Source organism: Microbacterium sp. NPDC090003, from assembly GCF_044748385.1.
In the GTDB taxonomy this organism is placed as follows: Bacteria; Actinomycetota; Actinomycetes; order Actinomycetales; family Microbacteriaceae; genus Microbacterium.
In genome coordinates this window covers 1,758,216-1,778,620 of sequence record NZ_JBIVFW010000001.1, presented here as the reverse complement: position 1 = coordinate 1,778,620, position 20,405 = coordinate 1,758,216, and the positions used below count along the sequence as shown (strand labels likewise).

The window sequence follows — 20,405 nt, the reverse complement described above, 5'->3', positions numbered from 1 at the left end:
TTTCAGAAGCCGGGGAGGAGGCTGACGACGAGGTCGATCAGCTTGATGCCGATGAACGGCGCGATCACGCCGCCGAGTCCGTAGATCAGCAGGTTGCGCTGCAGGATCTGCGAGGCGCTCGCCGGGCGGTACTTCACCCCGCGCAGCGCCAGCGGGATCAGGAACACGATCACGATCGCGTTGAAGATGATCGCGCTGGTCACGGCGGATGCCGGGGAGTGCAGCTGCATGATGTTGAGCACCGCCAGCCCCGGGAAGACGCCCATGAACATCGCCGGGATGATGGCGAAGTACTTGGCGATGTCGTTCGCGAGCGAGAACGTGGTGAGCGCGCCGCGGGTGATGAGCAGTTGCTTGCCGATGCGCACGATGTCGATCAGCTTGGTCGGGTCGGAGTCGAGGTCGACCATGTTGCCGGCTTCCTTCGCCGCCGACGTGCCGGTGTTCATCGCCACGCCGACATCGGCCTGCGCGAGCGCCGGTGCGTCGTTCGTGCCGTCGCCGGTCATGGCGACGAGGCGTCCGCCCTCCTGCTCGCGCCGGATGAGGGCCAGTTTGTCTTCGGGGGTCGCCTCGGCGAGGAAGTCGTCGACCCCGGCCTCGGCGGCGATCGCCTTCGCCGTGAGCGGGTTGTCGCCCGTGATCATGACGGTGCGGATGCCCATGCTGCGCAGCTCGTCGAACCGCTCGCGCAGTCCGTCCTTCACGATGTCCTTCAGGTGCACGACGCCGAGGATGCGGTCCCCTGAGGTCCCTGAGCCTGTCGACGGGCTCTTCACCGCGACGACGAGGGGAGTTCCGCCGCTCTCGGCGACGGCATCCGTGCGGCTCATCAGCTCGGCATCCGTCTGCGCCGACCCGCCGGCGAGCCACGCCCGCACCGCCGAACCTGCTCCCTTGCGGACCTGCGTGCCGTCGGCGAGGTCGAGGCCGCTCATGCGCGTCTGCGCTGTGAACGGCACCACGACGGCGTCCGTCTGCTCGTCGAGGCGGATGCCGCGGCTCGCCGCCAGCGCGACGATCGATGCGCCCTCGGGCGTGGGGTCGGCGAGCGAGGCGAGCGCGGCGGTGCGCAGCAGCTCGTCGGCGTCGACACCCGGCAGCGGCAGCACCTCGTGGGCGCGGCGGTTGCCGTACGTGATCGTTCCGGTCTTGTCGAGCAGGAGCGTGGTGACGTCTCCGGCCGCTTCGACCGCGCGGCCCGACATCGCGAGCACGTTGCGCTGCACGAGGCGGTCCATCCCGGCGATGCCGATGGCCGAGAGCAGGGCGCCGATCGTCGTCGGGATGAGGCACACGAGCAGGGCGATGAGCACCGGGATGCTGACCGGCGACGCCGCGTACGACGCGATCGGGTTGAGCGCGAGCACGACGATCACGAACACGATCGACAGGCTCGCGAGCAGGATGTTCAGCGCGATCTCGTTCGGAGTGCGCTGGCGGCTCGCCCCCTCGACGAGCGCGATCATGCGGTCGACGAACGTCTCGCCCGGCTTCGAGGTGATGCGCACGACGATGCGGTCGGAGAGCACACGCGTGCCACCGGTGACGGCGCTGCGGTCGCCGCCCGACTCGCGGATCACCGGGGCGCTCTCGCCCGTGATCGCCGACTCGTCGACGGTCGCGATGCCCGCGACGATGTCGCCGTCGCCGGGGATGAGCTCGCCCGCCTCGACGATCACGAGGTCGTCGCGCTGCAGCTCGACCGACGAGATCTCGACGGTCTTCACGTCGAACAAGTGGGTCCCTGAGCTTGTCGAAGGGTCCCACCCCGCAACAACCCGCCGCGCCATCGTGCTCGTGCGGGTCTTGCGCAGGCTCGCGGCCTGCGCCTTGCCGCGGCCCTCGGCGACCGACTCGGCGACGTTCGCGAAGAGCACCGTGAGCCACAGCCACACGGCGATCCCGGCCGTGAACGGTGCGGGCACGGGGGTGCCGCCCGACTCTCCGGGGCCGCCGAGGAAGGGCTCCGCGATCGCGAGCACCGTGGTGAACGCGGCGCCGACCCAGACGATCAGCATCACGGGGTTGCGCACGAGGGCGGCGGGGTTGAGCTTGCGCAGCGCCCCGGGAAGGGCGGCGGTGAGCTGCGGCCAGCCGAAGGTGCGCGGTGCCTTCTCGGCGGACGGGGCGGATGCCTCGGCATCCGCTTCTGGAGTGGTGATGAGTGTCATGGTCAGACGAGTCCTTCGGCGAGCGGGCCCAGGGTGAGCACCGGGAAGTAGGTGAGCGCGGTGACGATGACCGTCACGGCGAGGAGCAGGCCGACGAACTGCGGCCGATGGGTGGGCAGGGTGCCGACGGTCTCGGGCACCTTCTCCTGCGCCGCGAAGGAACCTGCCAGCCCGAGCACCAGCACGATCGGCAGGAATCGACCGAGCAGCATCGCCACGCCCAGCGCGGTGTTGAACCACGGGGTGTTGGCGGTGAGGCCGGCGAACGCCGAGCCGTTGTTGTTGGCCGCCGAGGTGAACGCGTAGAGCACCTCGCTCATACCGTGCACGCCGGGGTTCAGGATGCTGGTGGCCTCGACGTCCGCACGGATGCCGGGGATCGCGAAGCTCAGCGCCGTGCCGAGGAGCACGAGGGTCGGCGTGACGAGGATGTAGAGGCTCGCGAGCTTGATCTCCTTCGGACCGATGCGCTTGCCGAGGTACTCGGGGGTGCGGCCCACGAGCAGCCCGCCGACGAACACCGCGAGGATCGCCAGCACGAGCATCCCGTAGAGACCCGACCCGACGCCGCCGGGGGCGACCTCCCCGAGCATCATGTTGAGCATCGGCATCATGCCGCCGAGCGCTGTGTACGAGTCGTGCATCGAGTTGACCGCACCGGTGGAGGTGAGGGTGCTCGCGCTGCCGAACAGGGTCGAGCCCAAGATGCCGAAGCGCACCTCCTTGCCCTCCATCGCGGCTCCCGCGAGCTCGGGGGCGGTGCCGCGGCCGGCGAGTTCGAGCGCCGAGAGCGCGAAAGTCGAGACCAGGAAGATCGTGCCCATCACGGCCGCAATCGCGTAGCCCTGACGGTGGTCGCCCACCATGCGGCCGAACGCGCGGGGGAGCGCGAACGGGATCGCGAGGATCAGCAGGATCTGCAGCAGGTTGGTGAATCCCGTCGGGTTCTCGAAGGGGTGCGCCGAGTTGGCGTTGAAGAAGCCGCCGCCGTTCGTTCCGAGCAGCTTGATGGCCTCCTGCGAGGCGACCGGTCCGCCCGGAATCGTCTGCGGGTTTCCCGCGACCGTGGTGATGTCGGTGAACCCGGCGAAGTTCTGCACGACGCCGCCCGCGAGCAGGGCGAGCGCGGCGAGGATCGAGATCGGCAGCAGCAGGCGACCGAGGCCGCGGATGAGGTCGACCCAGAAGTTGCCGATCGTGGTCGACCCACGGCGGGCGATGCCCCGGATGAGGGCCACCGCGACGGCGAGGCCCACGGCCGCCGACACGAAGTTCTGCACCGTGAGGCCCGCGAGCTGCACGGTGTAGCCCATGGTCTGCTCGGGCGAGTACGACTGCCAGTTGGTGTTGGCGACGAACGAGGCCGCCGTGTTGAAGGCGAGGCCCTCGGGCACCTCGGGCAGGCCGAGCGACTCGGGCAGGAACGCCTGCAGACGCTGGAGACCGTAGACGAGCAGCAGGCCCACGACCGAGAACGCCAGCACACTGCGGGCGTAGGCCCGCCAGGTCTGCTCGGATGCCGGGTCGACGCCGATCACGCGGTAGACGCCGCGCTCGATGCGCGCGTCCCGCGGGCTCGTGAAGACGTGGGCGATGTAGTCGCCGAGCGGGCGATAGAGCAGCACGAGGGCGACGATGAGGACGGCGGCCTGCAGCACGCCGAACCAGATCTCGGCGCCCATCAGATGCGCTCCGCCGCGACGAGGGCGATCACGAGGTAGACGACGGCCGCAGCGGCGAGGGCCGCGGCGATGATCTCGAACACGATCACAGCTTCTCCACCCCCTTCGCGGCGAACGAGACGAGGGCGAACAGCGCGAGAGTCAGCGCGAGGTAGAGGATGTCGAGCACGTCACCGATACAACTCCGCGGGCGGCGGGCGCTCGACGATCCTCACGGTTCCCCTACGGTGGTTCGCCGGATGCATGCGCCTTGCTCACGCCGCGCTGCTCAGAGGGCGGGATGCCGCCGATAGTGACCCGTGAGTTCCTCGAAAGCTTGCGCAGCGAGCAGAAGCTCGACGTCGCGGCCGGGAGCCGCCACCAGCTGAATGCCGACGGGGAGCCCTTCGGGAGTGAAACCCGCGGGGACGGAGATGGCCGGGCAGCCGGTCGCGGAGATGATCGTCGATGCCCGCATCCAATCGAGGTAGTTCTCCAGTCGTGCGCCCCCGACCTCGCGCGGGAACTCCCACCGGGCGTCGAACGGCGCGACCTGCACGGCGGTCAGCACGAGAAGATCGTGCGCGGAGAAATACGCTTCGACGGACGCGGCGAGGCGACGGCGCGCGTCATCGGCCGAGAGGAGATCTTCGGCGGTGAGCGAGAGCCCGAGTTCGGTGTTCCACACGACCGTGTCTTTGATCTCTTCGCGATGCTCACGCATCAGTTCGCGGTAGTCGGCGGCGAAGTCGTAGGCCCTCGTCACACGGAAGACCTCATCCGCGTCGTGCAGGTCGGGGATACGGTCGTCGACATGCGCGCCGGCGTCCGCGAACACGCCGGCGGCGGTGCAGACGATCTCGTCGACGTCGGACTCGACGGCGATCAGGCCATCGAGGTCGCTCGAGAAGCCGATGCGGAGCCCTCGGAGACCGGCACCCTCGGCGTGGCGGTCGGGGTGTGCGAACTCGGACCGTTCGAAGACCGAGCCGGGTTGGGGTATCGATAGCGGGGCGCCCGGCGCAGGGCCGCAGGCGACCGACATCATCAGCGCGACATCGCTCACCGTTCGCGCCATGAACCCGGGCTGCGCGAGCCATTCCCACGGGTTCGCCGGCAGCGCATGCGGGATGCGCCCGTTGCTGGGGCGCATTCCGACGATGTTGTTGAAGGACCCCGGCGTGCGCAGAGACCCGCCCATGTCGGAGCCGTCTCCGGATGCCTGGATTCCGGCGGCGATGGCTGCGGCCGCTCCGCCCGACGACCCTCCGGCCGACCGACCGGTGTCGAAGGGGTTCACGGTCGTCCCGAAGACCTTGTTGAAGGTGTGCGAGCCCGCGGTGAACTCCGGCACGTTGGACTTGCCGCTCGTGACGACGCCGGCCGCTCGAAGCCGCGCGATGATCAGGGCGTCTGCGGCGGGGACGTTGTCGAGGAGCAGGGCCGAGCCGCGCGTGGTGGGGAGCCCCGCGACATCCGTGGATTCCTTGTGGGTCATCGGCACGCCGTGCAGGGTTCCCAGTTGCGCGCCCGCGGATCGTCGTGCGTCCGCCTGATCGGCGCGATCGAAGGCGCGATCGTCGTCGCGGGTGACGATCGCGTTGATGGCGGGATTCACGGCATCGATTCGCGCGAGGTGGTCGGCCAGCGCTTCGCGCGCGGATATCTCCCCCGAAGCGATACGGGCAGCGAGCTCCCGGGTGCTCAACCAGGTCAGTTCCGACTCGTACGCGACGTGCGAGGTCACGAGCGCTCCCTATGTTTCGTGGACGTATCGCTTCTGTTCCGTCTTTCGAACATACTGTACGTTTAGAAAATCGTAAACGTAAGGTGAACGGACCCCCACTACTCGAGGAGGAGTTTTATGAAAGGTCTGTGGAAAGCCGCAATCGCGACGACGGCGGTGCTCGCCGTCGCCCTCACCGGATGCTCGGGCGGCGGGTCGGATGACGCCTCCGACTCCCCGCGCGAACTCGTCATCGGATCAGCCGATCCGGTGCCCGACCTCACGCCCGGCCGCCAGAGCAACGTCTACGGGCTCATGATGTCGATCTTCAGCCCGCTCACCTTCATCGATGCAGACGGCGAGCTCAGCTACGTCGCCGCCGAATCGGTCGAGAGCGACGACAAGACGACGTGGACGATCACGCTGCGCGACGGCTGGACCTTCCATGACGGCACACCGGTCACCGCCCAGGACTACGTCGACAGCTGGAACGCGGTCGCGCTCGGGACGAACGCGTTCGCGAACTCCGGTCAGCTCGCGTCCATCGAGGGCTATGCCGACCTCAACCCTGCGGAGGGCGAACCGACCGCCGATCAGATGTCCGGACTGAAGGTCGTGGACGATCGCGTCTTCACCGTGGCGCTGAGCCAGCCCGACAGCCAGTTCCCCGTGCAGCTGTCCCAGGCCCAGACCGCCTTCTACCCGATGCCCCAGAGCGCCTTCGACGATCTGGTGGCGTACGGGAAGAAGCCGGTGGGCAATGGGCCGCTCGCACTCACGGCAGAGTGGGTCGAGGGCGAGCCTCTCGTCGCCGAGCGCTTCGACGCCTACAAGGGCACGGAACCCACAGTCGACAAGATCACCTGGGTGCCCTACAGCGATCGGCTGACGGCGTACACCGATGCGCTGGCGGGAAACCTCGACCTGACGGCGCTCCCCGCCACGAGGTCGTTGCAGGTATCCGGCGACTTCGATGAGGAGAACATCTACAGCTTCTCGGCCCCCGGAATGAACTATCTCGGCATCCCGTACTGGGATGAGCGGTTCTCGGACGTCCGGGTGCGCCAGGCGATCTCGATGGCGATCGATCGAGACGCCATCAACGAGGCGATCTACGGCGGACTCAACAAGCCCGCCACCGCCTGGACCCCCGCCGTCATGCCGGGTAACCCCGACGGCGTGTGCGGTGAGTTCTGCGAGTACGACCCGGATGCCGCCGCGGCACTGCTCGAAGAGGCCGGCGGATTCGATGGAGAACTCACGATCCACTTCCCCGGTGGAGCAGGTCATGAGGATCTCTTCAACGCGGTTGCGAACTCCCTGCGACAGAACCTCGGTATCGAAGCCGTCGCACGACCGTCCGTCGGGTGGGCGGAGTTCGGTGAGGCCAGGAACACCCAGACGCTAGACGGCCCGTTCTTCTCGCGCTGGGGCGCTCTCTACCCGAGCCAGCAGTCGACTCTGCGAGCGATGTTCTCGAGTGCACCCGTGTGCAAGAACTGCGGTGGAGCTCTCGACCCGAAGGTGGATGCCGCGCTGAAGCAGGCGGATCTGACCGGCGGTGAGGACGGCACGGCGTATGCGCAGGTGCAGGAGATCCTTGCCGAGGACTTCCCGATCGTGCCGTTGTTCGACGAGTCCTACAACTACGTCACGTCCGATCGTGTCGAGAAGGTGACCGCCTCAGGCGTCGGCGAACCCATCCTCACCGAGATCGTCCTCTCCGACGACTGAACCGCCGCCCTCGCATATGTGGAGATTCCTCAGCCAACGACTGCTCGAACTCGTCATCGTCTTCTTCGGCGTCACGTTCGTCATCTACTGCGCGGTGTTCCTGCTGCCCGGTGATCCGATCGAGGCGCTGGGCGGCGACCGTCCACTCCCCGAGAGCGTGCAGCAGCAGCTGCGCGAGCAGTACGGGCTGGATCAGCCGATCTGGCAGCAGTATCTCAACTATCTCGGAGGACTGTTCCAGGGAGATCTCGGTACGACCTTCACCGGTCAGTCGGTGAGCGAGCAGATGGCCAGCCGGTGGCCGACGACCATCACCCTCGCGCTCACCGCGTGGACGCTGACGGTGCTGATCAGCGTCGTCCTGGGGTTGGTCGCGGGGCTGCGTCAGGGATCGGCGGTCGACAGGTCGGTACTTCTGGGAACCATCATCGCCGAATCGGTTCCGGTGTTCGTGATGGGTATCACCGCCCAGTACGTGTTCGGCATCATGCTCAAGTGGACACCCATCGCCGGAGTCGGCGATGGGTGGCCACGGGCATTCATCCTGCCGGCGCTGATCATCGCCATCTACGGATTGGCCGGGGTGTCGCGTCTTATGCGGGGCAGCGTGATCGACACGATGCAATCGGACTTCGTCCGGACCCTCCGCGCGAAGGGGCTGTCGCGCCGGGGCATCGTCGGGCTGCACGTCACGCGCAACGCGGCAGCTCCCGTGGTCAACGTGCTGGCGATCCAGCTGGGTTCCCTGCTGGGCGGCACGGTGGTGATCGAGGCGATCTTCAACATCAACGGGGTCGGTCAGTTGCTTTACAAGGCCATTCAGGATCAGCAGGGCACGGTCGTCGTCGGCGTCGCCACCACGCTCGTTCTCATCTTCCTGATCACCAATGTCGTCGTCGACGTCATCTCCTCGCTCCTCGACCCCAGGATCCGCAATGACTGAGCCCGCGACCGTAGCCATCGACGGCAACTTCGACCGCGCGACCACGCGCGGGCTCTGGGCGACGCTCCGTGGGCGCCTGCAGTTCTGGGTGAGTGTGGCTCTCCTCGGCTGCCTCGCGATCATCGCCGTCATACCGGGTCTCCTCTCGGGACTGTTCGGTCAGAGCGATCCCCGCGCGTGCGATCTGCTCGCATCGAACCGCCCACCCGGGCCCGGTCACCCGTTCGGGACGGATGTGCAGGGTTGTGACGTCATGGCGAACGTCCTCTTCGGCACGCGGACGTCCCTGTTCATCGGGCTGACCACGACGGCGATCTGCCTCGTCGTCGCCGTCGTCCTCGGCACCCTCGCCGGTTACCGCGGAGGGTGGGTCGACTCGCTCATCGCGCGCGGCGCCGATGTCGTTCTGGGTTTCCCGTTCCTCCTCGGGGCGATCATCGTGCTCAACACGGCTCCCGACCGCACTCCGCTGCTGCTGTCGGCAGTGCTGGCCTTCTTCTCGTGGCCGACGTTCGCCCGACTGATCCGCAGTTCGGTCAAGGAGGTGCGCGAGCGGGAGTTCGTACAGGCGGCGCACGCGCTGGGCTTCTCGCAGCTGCGGGTGGTGATGTCGCACGTGTTGCCCAACTCTCTCGCGCCCACCCTGGCGATCGCTGCGACGATGGTGGGTGGAGTCATCGGCGCGGAGGCGACGCTGACGTTCCTCGGCGTCGGTCTGGTGCCGCCTTCGATCTCCTGGGGGGTGCAGCTGTCGACCGCGCAGTCGTACTTCCAGCTCGCTCCGCACACCGTTCTCTTCCCCAGCATCTTCCTGACCGTCACGGTGATCAGCCTCATCATGCTCGGTGACGCCCTCAGGGACGCCCTCGACCCGCGGGGTCGATCATGAGAGGCGCTCGGCGAGAACCGATGTGTCGCGTCGCTAGCCTGTGGGAATCACGCGGACGACGCCGGACGTCGCCGCAGTCACGGACCAATGAAGACGAAAGGGGCGTCTCGAGATGGCGCTGAATGCACTGAGCGACGAGATGATCGACTTCATCGATCGGTTCACCGATGCGTGGGAGCTGATGAGAGGCAAGAGGATGAGCGGACGCGTTCTCGGTCTGCTGATCATCACGGACGAGCCCTCGCTGACGTCGGCGGACCTGGTGCGGCTCCTGGATGCCAGCCCCGGAAGCATCTCGACGTCGACACGTGCGCTCATCGATTCCGGATACATCACCCGGCTGTCGGTGTCGCACAGCCGCGTCGCGCACTTCCGGGCGGAAGAGGATGTCTGGGGCGCGTTCCTCAGCCGGGAGAAGGTCGGTCTGCAGCGGATGGGCGAGGTGCTGCGCACAGCGATGTCGACCTCCGTCGGATCTGAGCCGGCCCCTGCTCGCAGGCTGCGCAACGGTAGTCGCTACATGGCCTGGGTCGATCAGTTCCACCACAACCTGCTGGACCAATGGCGCGCGTACCGCGACCAGGACGAGGACACGCCGCCGCCGTCCGAGTTGCCCGCCGAGATGATCGCCGCGATCAAACGCGACAGCGAACGGAGAGACCGTGAGTGACCCCCTCCTGAGCATCTCCGATCTCACCGTCGACTTCGGCACGCGTCGTGACGGCTCGGTGCGAGCCGTCAACGGAGTGTCGTTCGATCTCGGGCGACGCGAGATCGTCGCGGTCGTGGGGGAGTCCGGCTCGGGGAAGTCCGTGACCGCGATGAGCGTGCTGGGGTTGCTGCCCGGGACGGCAGAAGTGGCGGGCCGGATCACCTTCGACGGGAAAGACCTTCTCCAGCTGGACGAACGAGCGCTGCAGAGGATCCGCGGACGAAGGATCGCCATGATCTTCCAGGACCCGTTCAGCGCCCTCGATCCGGTCTTCACGGTCGGATTCCAGATCCGCGAGACGCTGCGCCGACATTTTCCCGATCTCTCCGCCCGCGAGCGCAGGACTCGCACGATCGAGCTGCTCGCGTCGGTCGAGGTGCGCGATCCGGAGCGGCGGGCACGGTCGTACCCGCACCAGCTCTCCGGCGGGCAGGCGCAGCGCGTGGTCATCGCCATGGCGTTGGCGTGCGATCCCGAGCTGCTGATCGCCGACGAGCCGACGACGGCACTCGACGTGACGGTGCAGCGCGAGATCCTCGACCTCCTCCTACGCATCCGAGAACGTGAAGGAACGGCTGTGCTGCTCATCACGCACGACATGGGTGTCGTGGCCGACGTGGCCGACCGCGTCGTCGTGATGCGACACGGCCAGGTCGAGGAGACGCAGACGGTCGCCCGGATCTTCGAGCGCCCGGAGGCGGCGTACACGCGGCAGCTCCTTCAGGCGGTGCCTCGACTGGACGTGGCGGAGCGCGAGTCCATCGCCGACGAGGTGCCCATCCTCGAGGTCGATGATCTGAGCGTCGAGTATCGACGGGGGATCCGATCCGTGACCGCCGTTGAGCACGCGTCGCTGAGCATCGCGCGCGGCGAGATCGTGGCCCTGGTCGGAGAGTCGGGGTCGGGCAAGTCGACCATCGGCAAGGCCATCACCGGTCTCGCGCCGGTGACGGAGGGGCGCATCGTGATCGACGGCGTCGACGCGGTGCGCGCTCCCCGCCGCGAGGCGATCGCGTTGAAGAAGAAGATCGGCATCGTCTTCCAGAATCCGCAGGGCGCTCTGGACCCCCGGTGGACCATGGCGGAGTCGATCGGTGAGCCGCTCCGTGTGCACGGGCGGATGCGGGGTCAGGCGTTGAAGGCCCGCACCGACGAACTCCTCGATGCGGTGGGCCTCTCCCGGTCATGGGCCACGAGGTACCCGCACGAACTGTCGGGCGGGCAGCGCCAGCGCGTCGCGATCGCCCGCGCCCTCGCCCTCGATCCGCTCCTGCTGATCGCCGACGAGCCGACCTCGGCGCTCGACGTCTCGGTGCAGTCCACCGTTCTCGACCTCTTCCGCCGATTGCAGCAGGAGCTTCGTTTCGCCTGCCTGTTCGTCAGCCACGATCTCGCCGTGGTCGACAGCCTCGCGGACCGGATCGTGGTGATGAGCAATGCCCGCATCGTCGAGCAGGGGGAACGGCGTGAGGTCCTGTCGAATCCGCGGGAGGACTACACTCGCCGGCTTCTCGATGCAGCGCCCGTGCCGGACCCGGAACACCAGCAGAGACGACGAAGAGAGAGAGGAAGGGTATGACGACGGAAGCGATAACCGCGATGGTCTCGGACGACGAGATCGTGGTGCGGGCATCCTCCCTGCCGGAGCTCGACGGGTACCCCACGGTCGACGAACTGCTCGAGCGCGTCGAAGCGCTGCGGGAGGAGTTCCCCGACCTGGTCACGAAGCGCCGCGTGGGCACCTCCCGTCTGGGGGAGCCCATCATGCAGTACATCGTCGACGGCGGGTCGGATGCCGACGATCGGCGCACGCGGTGTCTGGTCGTCGGCGGGATCCATCCGAACGAACCGATCGGCTCGCACACGGTCATCCGGCTGCTCGACGATCTTCTGTACGACGCGTCGCTGCGGCAACGCCTGCGCGCCGTGTGGCACGTCATCCCCTGCATCGATCCCGACGGCATGCGGTTGAACGAAGGGTGGTTCGACGAGCCCTTCGACGGCGAGACCTACTTCCGCCACTTCTATCGTCCGCCGGGGCACGAGCAGGTGGAGTGGACGTTCCCGATCGATTACAAACAGAAATACTTCGACGCCACGCTCCCCGAGACCCGGGCTCTACAGCGTGCCATCGACGAGATTCGGCCCGACCTGTACATTCCGCTGCACAATTCCGAGACGGGCGGCGCCTACTACTACTTGTCTCCGGACGCACGCGACCTGGCGCCACTGCTGCATCGCCTTCCCGCTGAACTCGGTATCCCCCTGCACCTCGGCGAGCCCGAGGCCTCGCATTTCACCGAACTGGCCCCGGCCGTCTTCGCCGCCGGGACCTCGGAGGACGTCTACGAGTGGCGCGTTCAGAACGACCTCGACCCCGCGCCGCCCGGAGGAGCCGGCCAGTCCTCGACCAGCTATGCGAGCCGCTACGGCACACTCTCGCTGATCGCCGAGCTCCCCATCTGGCGGACATTCGGCGCCGACGACACCCGGCCTTCGGGAGAGAACTACGCCGCCCTGCTCCGATCGGCGGGGGAGGCGCTCATCGAGACCGGTACGCGCCTGACCGCACTGCTCGAGCAGGTCCGCCCGTCGCTCACCCTCGACTCGCCCTTCCTCCGGAGCGCGACGGCGTTCGTGCCCGGAATGACGCGTGCGGGGCAGCACATGGTCGATCGCGCGAGCGATCCGGCGAACGATCGGATCGCGGCCGTGGCCGAGCGGCCGATGTCGGTCGTGTGGATGTACCGTCTGCGCTTCGGCGGGGCTCTTCTGCGCGCTCTGCGGGCGGAGGTCGCAGCGGGGTTCGCCCCCGTCGCCGTCCGGAGAGCGGCCGATGAGCTCGCTCGATCGTGGAACGGCTGGTTGGCACGCCGTGACGCCGACGAGCGCCCGGAGGGCATCCCCGTCAGCGACGTGGTCGGGGTGCAGTACGGAGCCGTTCTCGGCCTGGTGGCGCTTCAGTCGCGTCGAATCCGCACTCGTCTGGAAGAAGGATCATGAGCCTCATCGCTACGACGCTGCCCACGCTGGAGGCGCTGCCCGATGACGCCGCGTCGGCCGACGTCGACGTCCTCGTGGTCGGCGTCGGGATGCGCGACGGCGCGCCGGACGTCGCCGCCCCCGCCCTGCCGAACGAGGTCTGCTCGGCGCTGACCGCCGCGGCCGTGGCGGTCGGGCATACGGGTGCCGCCGGGACGGTCGCGCGCATGCCGTCGCCGGCAGCGATCGGTGCGGCATCCGTCGTACTCGTGGGCCTCGGAGACGTCGCCGGACCCGGGACGGACGAGGCCCCGGCCGCCGCCGAGGTGCTGCGCCGGGCCGCCGGCTCGGCCCTGCGCTCCCTCGACTCCGTGCAGCGGGTCGGGATCGCCTTCCCCGTGACCGATCTCGCGAGCGTGGAAGCCGTGGCGGTGGGTGCGCTGCTGGGGGCGTACCGTCATACGGCGCACCGGACCCCGAGGTCGACGACGACCACCGAGCGCACCATCGCGGTCGCCGGGGGAGACGACGCGCGCCCTGCCCTCGACCGTGCCGCGACTCTCGCGCGCGCCGTCGCGGCGACCCGCGATCTGGTGAACGCGCCCCCGTCTCATCTGTACCCGGCATCCTTCGCCGATGCGATGATCGTCCAGGCCGGGGAGCGTGCTGACCGTTCCGTCGACGTGGACATCATCGACGACGACGAGTTGCGTCAGCGAGGATTCGGGGGCTTGATCGGCGTGGGATCGGGCTCCGTCCGCGGACCGCGGTTGGTGAGGGTCTCGTACGCTCCGGCTGGCGCGTCCCGCCATCTCGCGCTCGTCGGCAAGGGGATCACGTTCGACTCCGGCGGCATCTCCATCAAGCCTGCGGCGAACATGGAGAAGATGAAGTCCGACATGGCCGGAGCTGCGGCGGCGGCACAGGCACTGTTCGCCATCGCGGAGCTCGCTCTGCCCGTGCGGGTGACCGCCTGGCTGGCGCTGGCCGAGAACATGCCCTCGGGGTCGGCGCTGCGCCCGAGCGACGTGGTGAGCATCTACGGCGGCAAGACCGTCGAGGTCATCAACACCGACGCCGAGGGGCGTCTCGTGCTCGCGGATGCTCTGGTGGCCGCGCAGGAGGAGAAGCCGGACCTGCTCCTCGACCTCGCGACCCTCACCGGCGCCCAGGTGACGGCGCTCGGCTATCGGACCTCGGGCGTCATGGGTGTGCCGAGTGCACGCGACGCCGTGGTTCGCGCAGCCGATGCGATGGGCGAGCCGATGTGGGCGATGCCCATCCCGGAAGAGGTGCTCGCCGCCTACGAGTCGGGCACCGCCGACCTCAAGAACGTCGGAAAGCCTGCGGCCGGGATGCTCGGCGCGGCGGCCTTCCTCCGCGAATTCGTCGAGGAAGGAGTCTCGTGGGCGCATCTCGACATCGCCGGGCCCGCCTACAACTCAGATTCGGCCTACGGGTACACGCCACTGGGCGGCACCGGGGTGCCGGTGCGGACCCTCGTCGAGGTCGCCCGTGTGCTGGCCGACGATTCCGAGGTGACCGCATGACCGCGTTCGTGGGTGTGCAGGACATGGTGGAGTGGATTTCGCGCCGTGGTGCGGAGTCGATCATGACCGAGATGGCGGACACGATCGAGGCGGACTTCCGCCGGTGGGAGTCGTTCGACAAGAGTGAGCGGGTCGCGAACCATACGCCGTTCGGGGTGATCGAGCTCATGCCGATCAGCGATCCCGACGTGTACGCGTTCAAGTACGTGAACGGTCATCCGTTCAATCCGGGTCGCGGGTATCAGACGGTGACGGCGTTCGGTGTGCTCGCGGATGTGCACAACGGTTATCCGGTGTTCCTCGCGGAGATGACGATGCTCACGGCGTTGCGGACGGCGGCGACGTCGGCGATGGTCGCCCGTCGTCTCGCGCGGCCGGATTCGTCGACGATGGCGATGATCGGGGCGGGTAGTCAGGCGGAGTTCCAGGCGCTCGCGTTCCGGGGGGTGTTGGGTGTCTCGCGGCTGCGGATCTATGACGTCGACCCTGCGGCGTCGGCGAAGTTCGTGCGTAATCTCGCGCCGCGCGGGTTCGATATCACGGTGTGCGCGTCGGCGTCGGAGGCGGCCGCCGGTGCTGACATCGTCACGACGTGCACGGCCGATAAGGCGGTCGCGCAGGTGCTGGCGGATGCCGATGTCGCCCCGGGTATGCATATCAACACGATCGGCGGGGATTGCCCGGGTAAGACCGAGCTCGACCCGCGGATCCTCGATCGGGGTCCGGTGTTCGTGGAGTACACGCCGCAGACGCGCGTCGAGGGGGAGATCCAGAACGTCGCGGCGGACTTCCCGGTGACGGAGTTCTGGCAGGTGCTGAACGGCACGGCGGTGGGGCGCACCTCGCCCGAGCAGGTGACGATCTTCGATTCGGTCGGTTTCGCGATCGAGGACTTCTCGGCGCTGCGGCACCTGCGCGCCGACCTCGCGGGCACGGGTCTCGACACCGAGATCGACCTCGTCGCCGCCCCCGAGGACCCGAAAGACCTCTTCGGCTTCGCGACCTCACCCGTCCCCGTCGCCTGACGGCCCGCGTCGAGGAGAGCCCGGTCTCGCCCCGCCGCATTCGGCCGGGGCGAACGGGCCTATGCTCACGAGGTGGGAAACATCGCCGGCCGGGTGGCTACCGGCACGTGGGTCGTGATCGGGCTCGTCGTGGCCGCCGTCGTGTGCGTGCTCACCGGCCTGCTGCCGGGGACGGATGCCGGGGCCCTCGGCGAGCGGATCGCGCCCGTGCTCGGGTTCGTGGTCGCGATCACGATCGTCGCCGAGCTCGCCCGCGATGCGGCCGTGTTCGACGTGGTCGCGCAGCGCCTCGCCCGCTGGGGTCATGGCCGGGTGCTGCTGCTCTGGGCGCTCGTGATCGCGCTCGCCGTGGTGAGCACCGTGTTCCTCTCGCTCGACACGACCGCCGTGATCGTCACGCCCGTGGTCGTGGTGCTGGCGCAGAGCATCGGCGTGCCGCCGATCCCCTTCGCGCTGGCGACGGTGTGGCTCGCGAACACCGCATCGCTCGCGTTGCCCGTGTCGAATCTCACCAACCTGCTCGCGGCAGGACAGATCGGTGGTCCCGGAGCGTACTTCGCGCTGAGCTGGGCATCGACACTCGTCGGCATCCTGATCCCCGTGGCGATCCTCACCCTCGTGCACCGGCGCACCCTGTTCTCGGCCTACGACGTGCCGCCTCCTCGGCGCTCGGGCGATCCCGTGCTGTTCTGGTCGGCCACCGGCATCCTGGTCGTCCTCATGCCGCTGCTCGCCCTCACCCACGACGTGTGGGTCCCGGCATCCGTCGCCGCCCTGGCCCTGATCGTGCTGTTCGCCGTGCGCCGCCGCCGCGCCCTGCGGCTCGGTCTCGTGCCCTGGCAGGCGCTCGCGTTGGCGGCGGCCCTGTTCGTGATCGTCGAGACGCTGCACGCCCGCGGCATCCTGGACTTCCTCACCAGCCCGGTCGCCGGCGACGGACCGGGCGACCTGTTCCGCCTCGCGGCTCTCGGCGCGGTCAGCGCCAACGCGATCAACAACCTGCCCGCCTACCTCGTGCTCGAGCCCGCGGCGGGCGACCCCGTCGCTCTCCTCGCGTTGCTGATCGGCGTGAACCTCGGCCCGCTCATCACGCCGTGGGCATCGCTCGCGACCCTGCTGTGGCACCACCGGATCACGGCGCTCGGCGTCGAGATCCGCTGGGGCCGGTTCATGCTCTGGGGTGCAATCGCGGCGATCCCGACGGTCGCGGTCGCGGTGCTGGCGCTGGTCCTCGTCGCCTGAAACCGTCAGTGCTCGCGGCGCGCCATGGTGACGAAATGCCCGTATCGTCCGCCGGCTTCGCGATCCGCGAGCTGTGCCGCCCCGAGGTGCATCGAGCTGTGGATCTCGTCGACCGCGTGGGGGAGTCCGCGGATGCCCGGGGGCACCGCACGCATCCACGCCGCGTCGATCGCGCGCGGGTCGCGCTCGAGCACGGAGTCCAGTGCGGTATCGCGCTCGCGCTCGATCGAGGCGCGGGTAGCCGCGTCCACCCTCCCCCACGCATCGACGATGGCCCCTTCCGTTTCGTCGAGGACGGACTGCAGGACGCCACGGCGGAGGTGATCGGCGTCTCGGTCGGTGAAGCGATTACCGGCAGCCGTGCGCCTTCGCGAGACGGCCACGGTGAGGGCGAGGGCGAGGGCGAGGACGCCTGCGGCGAGCGCGGCGCACCACCAGGCGAACGTGTCGTCCGCCCACTGGCTGCGGCGCAGCGGCAGTGCGACGACGGAGCCGAGGGTGCCGACCGTCGCGATCCAGAGTGCCCCGGCCGCGAATCGACTCGGTACGCCCATCCGGGCGGGGCGGACCAGAGAGCCGCCGAGTGCGCCGACGGCGATGATTCCGGCCGCGGCGATCACCACGGCGCCTGTCGCCGGATCGAGCACCGTGCTGCCGCGGCCCAGCCCGAGCCCTGCCAGGATGCCCGCCGGGGTCGCCGCCGCCGCGACGACGCCGATCACGCGCAGGGCGTTTCGCCACGGGGCAGGGGCGAGTTCGTCGCGCGCCCCGGGGTTCGCTCGGATCTTCTCGGCCACGGTGGACTCCCATCGCGCGCGTGCCTCGGGTTCCATCGCGGCGCGTAGAGCCGCGACCCTCCGCGCATAGGGCGGATGCCACGACACCACCTCCCGATCGATGAAGGCCTCGATCGGGAGGTCGGCGCTGTTGCGGGCGACGGCGCCGAGGGCCTGGCCCCGACCGTCGGTGATGTCCGAATCGGCGCCGCTCATGGTTGCGAGATGTCGGTCCACCGGAAGGTCGCGCTGTCGTCGAAGGTTCCATCGCCGCGACCGGGCCGCTGAGAGAAGTAGAGGATGACGCCGGCGATGAGAGTCAGTGGACCGAGGCTCAGCCCGGCGGGCGCGAAACCGTCCGACACCGGGATGCCGAAGAAGAACTGCGGGATCGAGGCGAGAATCAGCAGCGAACCGATCCCGATCAACCAGAGTCCGGGTGTGCGGTACGGGCGTTTACGAACGCGGCGCCGACGGGTCATGCGTTTCACGATAGCGGCCGGTCGCACGCGCGTGTCAGAACGTCACTGCTGGGGCGGGCCCTCCGGGCGGTGGGCCCGACGGCCCGAGACGACCACCGGAGCGACCGGGCGCCCGGCGCGCTCCTGCCCGGGCAGCGGGCGGGAGCGACGGCCGTAGATGAGTTCCGACGAATCGAGCAGCCAGGGCACGAGCGTGATCGAGACTCCGTGCACGAGCATGAGCTGGCTGGCGAGGCGGCGCGCGCGGCGGTTGTGCAGGAACGACTCCCACCAGTGCCCCACGATGTACTGCGGCAGGTACACGGTCACGACCGACGAGCCGTGCTTCTCGCGGTACTGCGTGATGAACTGCGTCACGGGCTGCGCGAACGAGCGGTACGGCGACTCGACGATCACGAGAGGGACCGGCACGAGGTGGTCGGCCCACTCCTTCTGCAGGGTCGCCGCCTCATCTGCCGAGACCGCCACGTGCACGGCCAGGGTCTTGTCGTGCTTCGCCGCGATCGCGTAGTCGATGGCCTTCATGACCGGCTTCTGCAGGTGGCTGACGAGCACGATGGCGACGTCGCCGGATGCCCCGAACCGAGTCGTGTCGTCGATCGCGATCTCGTGCTCGACGTCGCGGTAGTAGCGCTTCACGCCGAGCATGAGGAACGCCAGGATCGGGATCGCGAAGAACACCAGGTAGGCGCCGTGCGTGAACTTCGTGATCGTGACGATCAGGAGCACCAGCACGGTGAGCGTCGCACCGGCCGAGTTGATCACGAGGCCCACGCGGGCGGATCGGCGATCGGATGCCGCTGCGCCGTCGCGAGACGCCGCATCGTGTCCGCGCAGCACGCGCCGCCAGTGCCGCACCATGCCGATCTGCCCGAGCGAGAACGACACGAACACGCCGATGATGTACAGCTGGATCAGCGTCGTCAGCTTCGCCTGGAAGATCACCAGCACGGCGATCGCGGCGATGCCCAGCAGGATCATGCCGTTCGAGAAGACGAGGCGGTCGCCGCGGGTGTTGAGCGACTTCGGGGCGTAGCCGTCGCGGGCCAGCACCGCGCCCAGCAGCGGGAACCCGTTGAAGGCGGTGTTCGCCGCCAGCAGCAGCACGCACGCGGTCGCGGCCTGTACGACGAAGAACAGGATGCTGCCGCCGCCGAAGGTCGCGGAGGCGATCTGCGCCATGAGGCTGGGTTGCGGATTCGTGCAGTCGAAGCCGATCAGGTCGCACGGGTTCTCGGCGTAGTGCACGCCGGTGATGAGCGCGAGCGCGGTGAGGCCGGAGAAGAGACAGATCGCGATCGTGCCCATGAGTACCAGGGTCGACTGGGCGTTGCGCACCTTCGGGGCGCGGAAGGCGGGCACTCCGTTCGACACGGCCTCGACGCCGGTGAGGGCGGAGCATCCGCTCGAGAAGGCGCGCAGGATCAGCAGGATCACGGCCGCCTGGCTGAGGCTCTCGGCCTGCACCGAGAAGTCCGCGCTGGAGGCGACCGGCGCATCGCCGAGGAACGTGCGCACGAGACCGGTCACGATCATCAACGCGACCGAGCCGATGAACACGTAGGTGGGGATCGCGAAGACGAGCGATGCCTCGCGCACTCCGCGCAGGTTCACGATGATGATGAGGATCACGAACCCGACCGCCAGCTCCACGCGGAACGGGTCGAGGCCGGGCAGCGCCGAGATGATGTTGTCGACACCGGAGGCGACCGACACCGCGACCGTCAGTACGTAGTCGACGAGCAGGGCGGCCGCGACGATCACGCCGGGGATCTCGCCCAGGTTCTTCGAGGCGACCTCGTAGTCTCCGCCGCCCGAGGGGTAGGCCTTGATGAGCTGGCGGTAGCTGAGCACGACCACGATCAGCAGCACGACGACGGCCACCGCGACGAGCGGAGTGAACGAGAGGAACGTGAGCCCGCCGATCAGCAGGATCATCACGAGCTCCTGCGGGGCGTACGCGACCGAGCTGAGGGCATCCGACGCGAAGATCGGCAGGGCCATGCGCTTCGGCAGCAACTGGTCGTCGACCTGGGCGCTCGTCAGGGGTTCGCCGATGAGGATGCGCTTGACCGCCGGCGCATCGCCGCCCTCTCTGAATTCTTCCGACACGTCGGGCGACACTACTCCTGCCGAACGGCATCCTGACGGCATCCTCACGGAATCCCTACGGGCCGCCGGGGCGCCCTGACGGAATCCTTACGCGCTGCCGGGCGGCGGCATCCGCAAAGGAGGAGATCTCTTGCAACGCAGGAGGAATGCTGGCGGATGCTCCTGCGGAACGCGAGATCTCCTCCGGAGCGGGTGTGCCCGAGGGGACGTGCCCGGGGCGTGCCGGTGGGCGGAGATCTCCGTGTCGGGCGGATGCTTCGGCCTCAGGTCTCCGCCCATCGGGGAGTTCTCCGCCCGATGCGGTGAGTCTGGGGGCGGGCTCGGGTGGCGGCATCCGCAAAGGAGGAGATCTCTCGCAACGCAGGAGGAATGCTGGCGGATGCTCCTGCGGAACGCG

Annotated in this window: 16 protein-coding genes; 9 read left to right on the top strand and 7 right to left on the bottom strand. The window is 68.6% G+C overall.

From position 1 onward, the window contains the following. Positions 1 to 2: 2 nt before the first annotated feature. From kdpB to ACIPVN_RS08485, 4 genes are all read right to left on the bottom strand, one after another. Entirely contained in the window at positions 3 to 2,174 is a 2,172-nt protein-coding gene (gene kdpB, locus ACIPVN_RS08500) for a potassium-transporting ATPase subunit KdpB (RefSeq protein WP_400442030.1), read from the bottom strand. 2 nt (positions 2,175 to 2,176) lie between these two features. Then, complete coding sequence (gene kdpA, locus ACIPVN_RS08495) at positions 2,177 to 3,856, bottom strand: potassium-transporting ATPase subunit KdpA (protein WP_400442028.1); 1,680 nt, start codon at positions 3,854 to 3,856, stop codon at positions 2,177 to 2,179. Continuing rightward, positions 3,856 to 3,945, bottom strand: a complete 90-nt coding sequence (locus tag ACIPVN_RS08490; RefSeq protein ID WP_247623718.1) for a potassium-transporting ATPase subunit F — start codon at positions 3,943 to 3,945, stop codon at positions 3,856 to 3,858. The genes kdpA and ACIPVN_RS08490 overlap by 1 nt, the downstream gene beginning before the upstream one ends. A 179-nt stretch (positions 3,946 to 4,124) precedes the next feature. Further along, positions 4,125 to 5,582 (bottom strand): amidase, encoded by a 1,458-nt coding sequence (locus ACIPVN_RS08485; RefSeq protein ID WP_400442026.1) that lies wholly within the window; start codon positions 5,580 to 5,582, stop codon positions 4,125 to 4,127. A gap of 117 nt (positions 5,583 to 5,699) precedes the next feature. On the opposite strand from ACIPVN_RS08485, the gene ACIPVN_RS08480 reads away from it, so the two are divergent. From ACIPVN_RS08480 to ACIPVN_RS08440, 9 genes are all read left to right on the top strand, one after another. Beyond that, complete coding sequence (locus tag ACIPVN_RS08480; protein WP_400442025.1) at positions 5,700 to 7,295, top strand: ABC transporter substrate-binding protein; 1,596 nt, start codon at positions 5,700 to 5,702, stop codon at positions 7,293 to 7,295. A gap of 16 nt (positions 7,296 to 7,311) precedes the next feature. Further along, a complete protein-coding gene (locus tag ACIPVN_RS08475) occupies positions 7,312 to 8,238 on the top strand; it encodes an ABC transporter permease (protein WP_400442023.1) in 927 nt (308 codons plus the stop codon). Further along, entirely contained in the window at positions 8,231 to 9,127 is an 897-nt protein-coding gene (locus ACIPVN_RS08470) for an ABC transporter permease (protein WP_400442021.1), read from the top strand. The genes ACIPVN_RS08475 and ACIPVN_RS08470 overlap by 8 nt, the downstream gene beginning before the upstream one ends. A gap of 112 nt (positions 9,128 to 9,239) precedes the next feature. After that, positions 9,240 to 9,797 carry a GbsR/MarR family transcriptional regulator gene (locus ACIPVN_RS08465; RefSeq protein WP_400442019.1) on the top strand — a complete coding sequence of 186 codons (558 nt, stop codon included), beginning with the start codon at positions 9,240 to 9,242 and terminating at the stop codon, positions 9,795 to 9,797. Then, positions 9,790 to 11,418 carry a dipeptide ABC transporter ATP-binding protein gene (locus ACIPVN_RS08460; RefSeq protein WP_400442017.1) on the top strand — a complete coding sequence of 543 codons (1,629 nt, stop codon included), beginning with the start codon at positions 9,790 to 9,792 and terminating at the stop codon, positions 11,416 to 11,418. The genes ACIPVN_RS08465 and ACIPVN_RS08460 overlap by 8 nt, the downstream gene beginning before the upstream one ends. Further along, positions 11,415 to 12,842 carry a M14 family zinc carboxypeptidase gene (locus ACIPVN_RS08455; RefSeq protein WP_400442015.1) on the top strand — a complete coding sequence of 476 codons (1,428 nt, stop codon included), beginning with the start codon at positions 11,415 to 11,417 and terminating at the stop codon, positions 12,840 to 12,842. Before ACIPVN_RS08460 ends, ACIPVN_RS08455 begins: the two co-directional genes overlap by 4 nt. Beyond that, positions 12,839 to 14,371 (top strand): leucyl aminopeptidase, encoded by a 1,533-nt coding sequence (locus ACIPVN_RS08450; protein WP_400442014.1) that lies wholly within the window; start codon positions 12,839 to 12,841, stop codon positions 14,369 to 14,371. Before ACIPVN_RS08455 ends, ACIPVN_RS08450 begins: the two co-directional genes overlap by 4 nt. Beyond that, positions 14,368 to 15,396, top strand: a complete 1,029-nt coding sequence (locus ACIPVN_RS08445; RefSeq protein ID WP_400442012.1) for an ornithine cyclodeaminase — start codon at positions 14,368 to 14,370, stop codon at positions 15,394 to 15,396. The genes ACIPVN_RS08450 and ACIPVN_RS08445 overlap by 4 nt, the downstream gene beginning before the upstream one ends. Before the next feature lie 72 nt (positions 15,397 to 15,468). Further along, positions 15,469 to 16,638 carry an SLC13 family permease gene (locus tag ACIPVN_RS08440; protein WP_400442011.1) on the top strand — a complete coding sequence of 390 codons (1,170 nt, stop codon included), beginning with the start codon at positions 15,469 to 15,471 and terminating at the stop codon, positions 16,636 to 16,638. 5 nt (positions 16,639 to 16,643) lie between these two features. Here the strand turns inward: ACIPVN_RS08440 and ACIPVN_RS08435 are convergent, their stop codons facing one another. From ACIPVN_RS08435 to ACIPVN_RS08425, 3 genes are read right to left on the bottom strand one after another with little or no spacing between them, the layout of a single operon-like run. Further along, complete coding sequence (locus ACIPVN_RS08435; protein ID WP_400442009.1) at positions 16,644 to 17,630, bottom strand: hypothetical protein; 987 nt, start codon at positions 17,628 to 17,630, stop codon at positions 16,644 to 16,646. Further along, positions 17,627 to 17,896, bottom strand: a complete 270-nt coding sequence (locus ACIPVN_RS08430) for a hypothetical protein (RefSeq protein WP_400442007.1) — start codon at positions 17,894 to 17,896, stop codon at positions 17,627 to 17,629. Before ACIPVN_RS08430 ends, ACIPVN_RS08435 begins: the two co-directional genes overlap by 4 nt. A 42-nt stretch (positions 17,897 to 17,938) precedes the next feature. Further along, positions 17,939 to 20,020 (bottom strand): APC family permease, encoded by a 2,082-nt coding sequence (locus tag ACIPVN_RS08425; protein WP_400442005.1) that lies wholly within the window; start codon positions 20,018 to 20,020, stop codon positions 17,939 to 17,941. Positions 20,021 to 20,405 lie beyond the last annotated feature (385 nt).

What these genes read in the sequence shown, in the direction of transcription:
- ACIPVN_RS08445 (WP_400442012.1), top strand. Translation starts at nt 14,368, where the DNA reads ATGACCGCGTTCGTGGGTGTGCAGGACATGGTGGAGTGGATTTCGCGC.
- ACIPVN_RS08470 (WP_400442021.1), top strand. Translation starts at nt 8,231, where the DNA reads ATGACTGAGCCCGCGACCGTAGCCATCGACGGCAACTTCGACCGCGCG.
- kdpA (WP_400442028.1), bottom strand. Translation starts at nt 3,856, where the DNA reads ATGGGCGCCGAGATCTGGTTCGGCGTGCTGCAGGCCGCCGTCCTCATC.
- ACIPVN_RS08430 (WP_400442007.1), bottom strand. Translation starts at nt 17,896, where the DNA reads ATGACCCGTCGGCGCCGCGTTCGTAAACGCCCGTACCGCACACCCGGA.
- ACIPVN_RS08435 (WP_400442009.1), bottom strand. Translation starts at nt 17,630, where the DNA reads ATGAGCGGCGCCGATTCGGACATCACCGACGGTCGGGGCCAGGCCCTC.
- ACIPVN_RS08475 (WP_400442023.1), top strand. Translation starts at nt 7,312, where the DNA reads ATGTGGAGATTCCTCAGCCAACGACTGCTCGAACTCGTCATCGTCTTC.
- kdpB (WP_400442030.1), bottom strand. Translation starts at nt 2,174, where the DNA reads ATGACACTCATCACCACTCCAGAAGCGGATGCCGAGGCATCCGCCCCG.
- ACIPVN_RS08455 (WP_400442015.1), top strand. Translation starts at nt 11,415, where the DNA reads ATGACGACGGAAGCGATAACCGCGATGGTCTCGGACGACGAGATCGTG.
- ACIPVN_RS08465 (WP_400442019.1), top strand. Translation starts at nt 9,240, where the DNA reads ATGGCGCTGAATGCACTGAGCGACGAGATGATCGACTTCATCGATCGG.
- ACIPVN_RS08450 (WP_400442014.1), top strand. Translation starts at nt 12,839, where the DNA reads ATGAGCCTCATCGCTACGACGCTGCCCACGCTGGAGGCGCTGCCCGAT.
- ACIPVN_RS08480 (WP_400442025.1), top strand. Translation starts at nt 5,700, where the DNA reads ATGAAAGGTCTGTGGAAAGCCGCAATCGCGACGACGGCGGTGCTCGCC.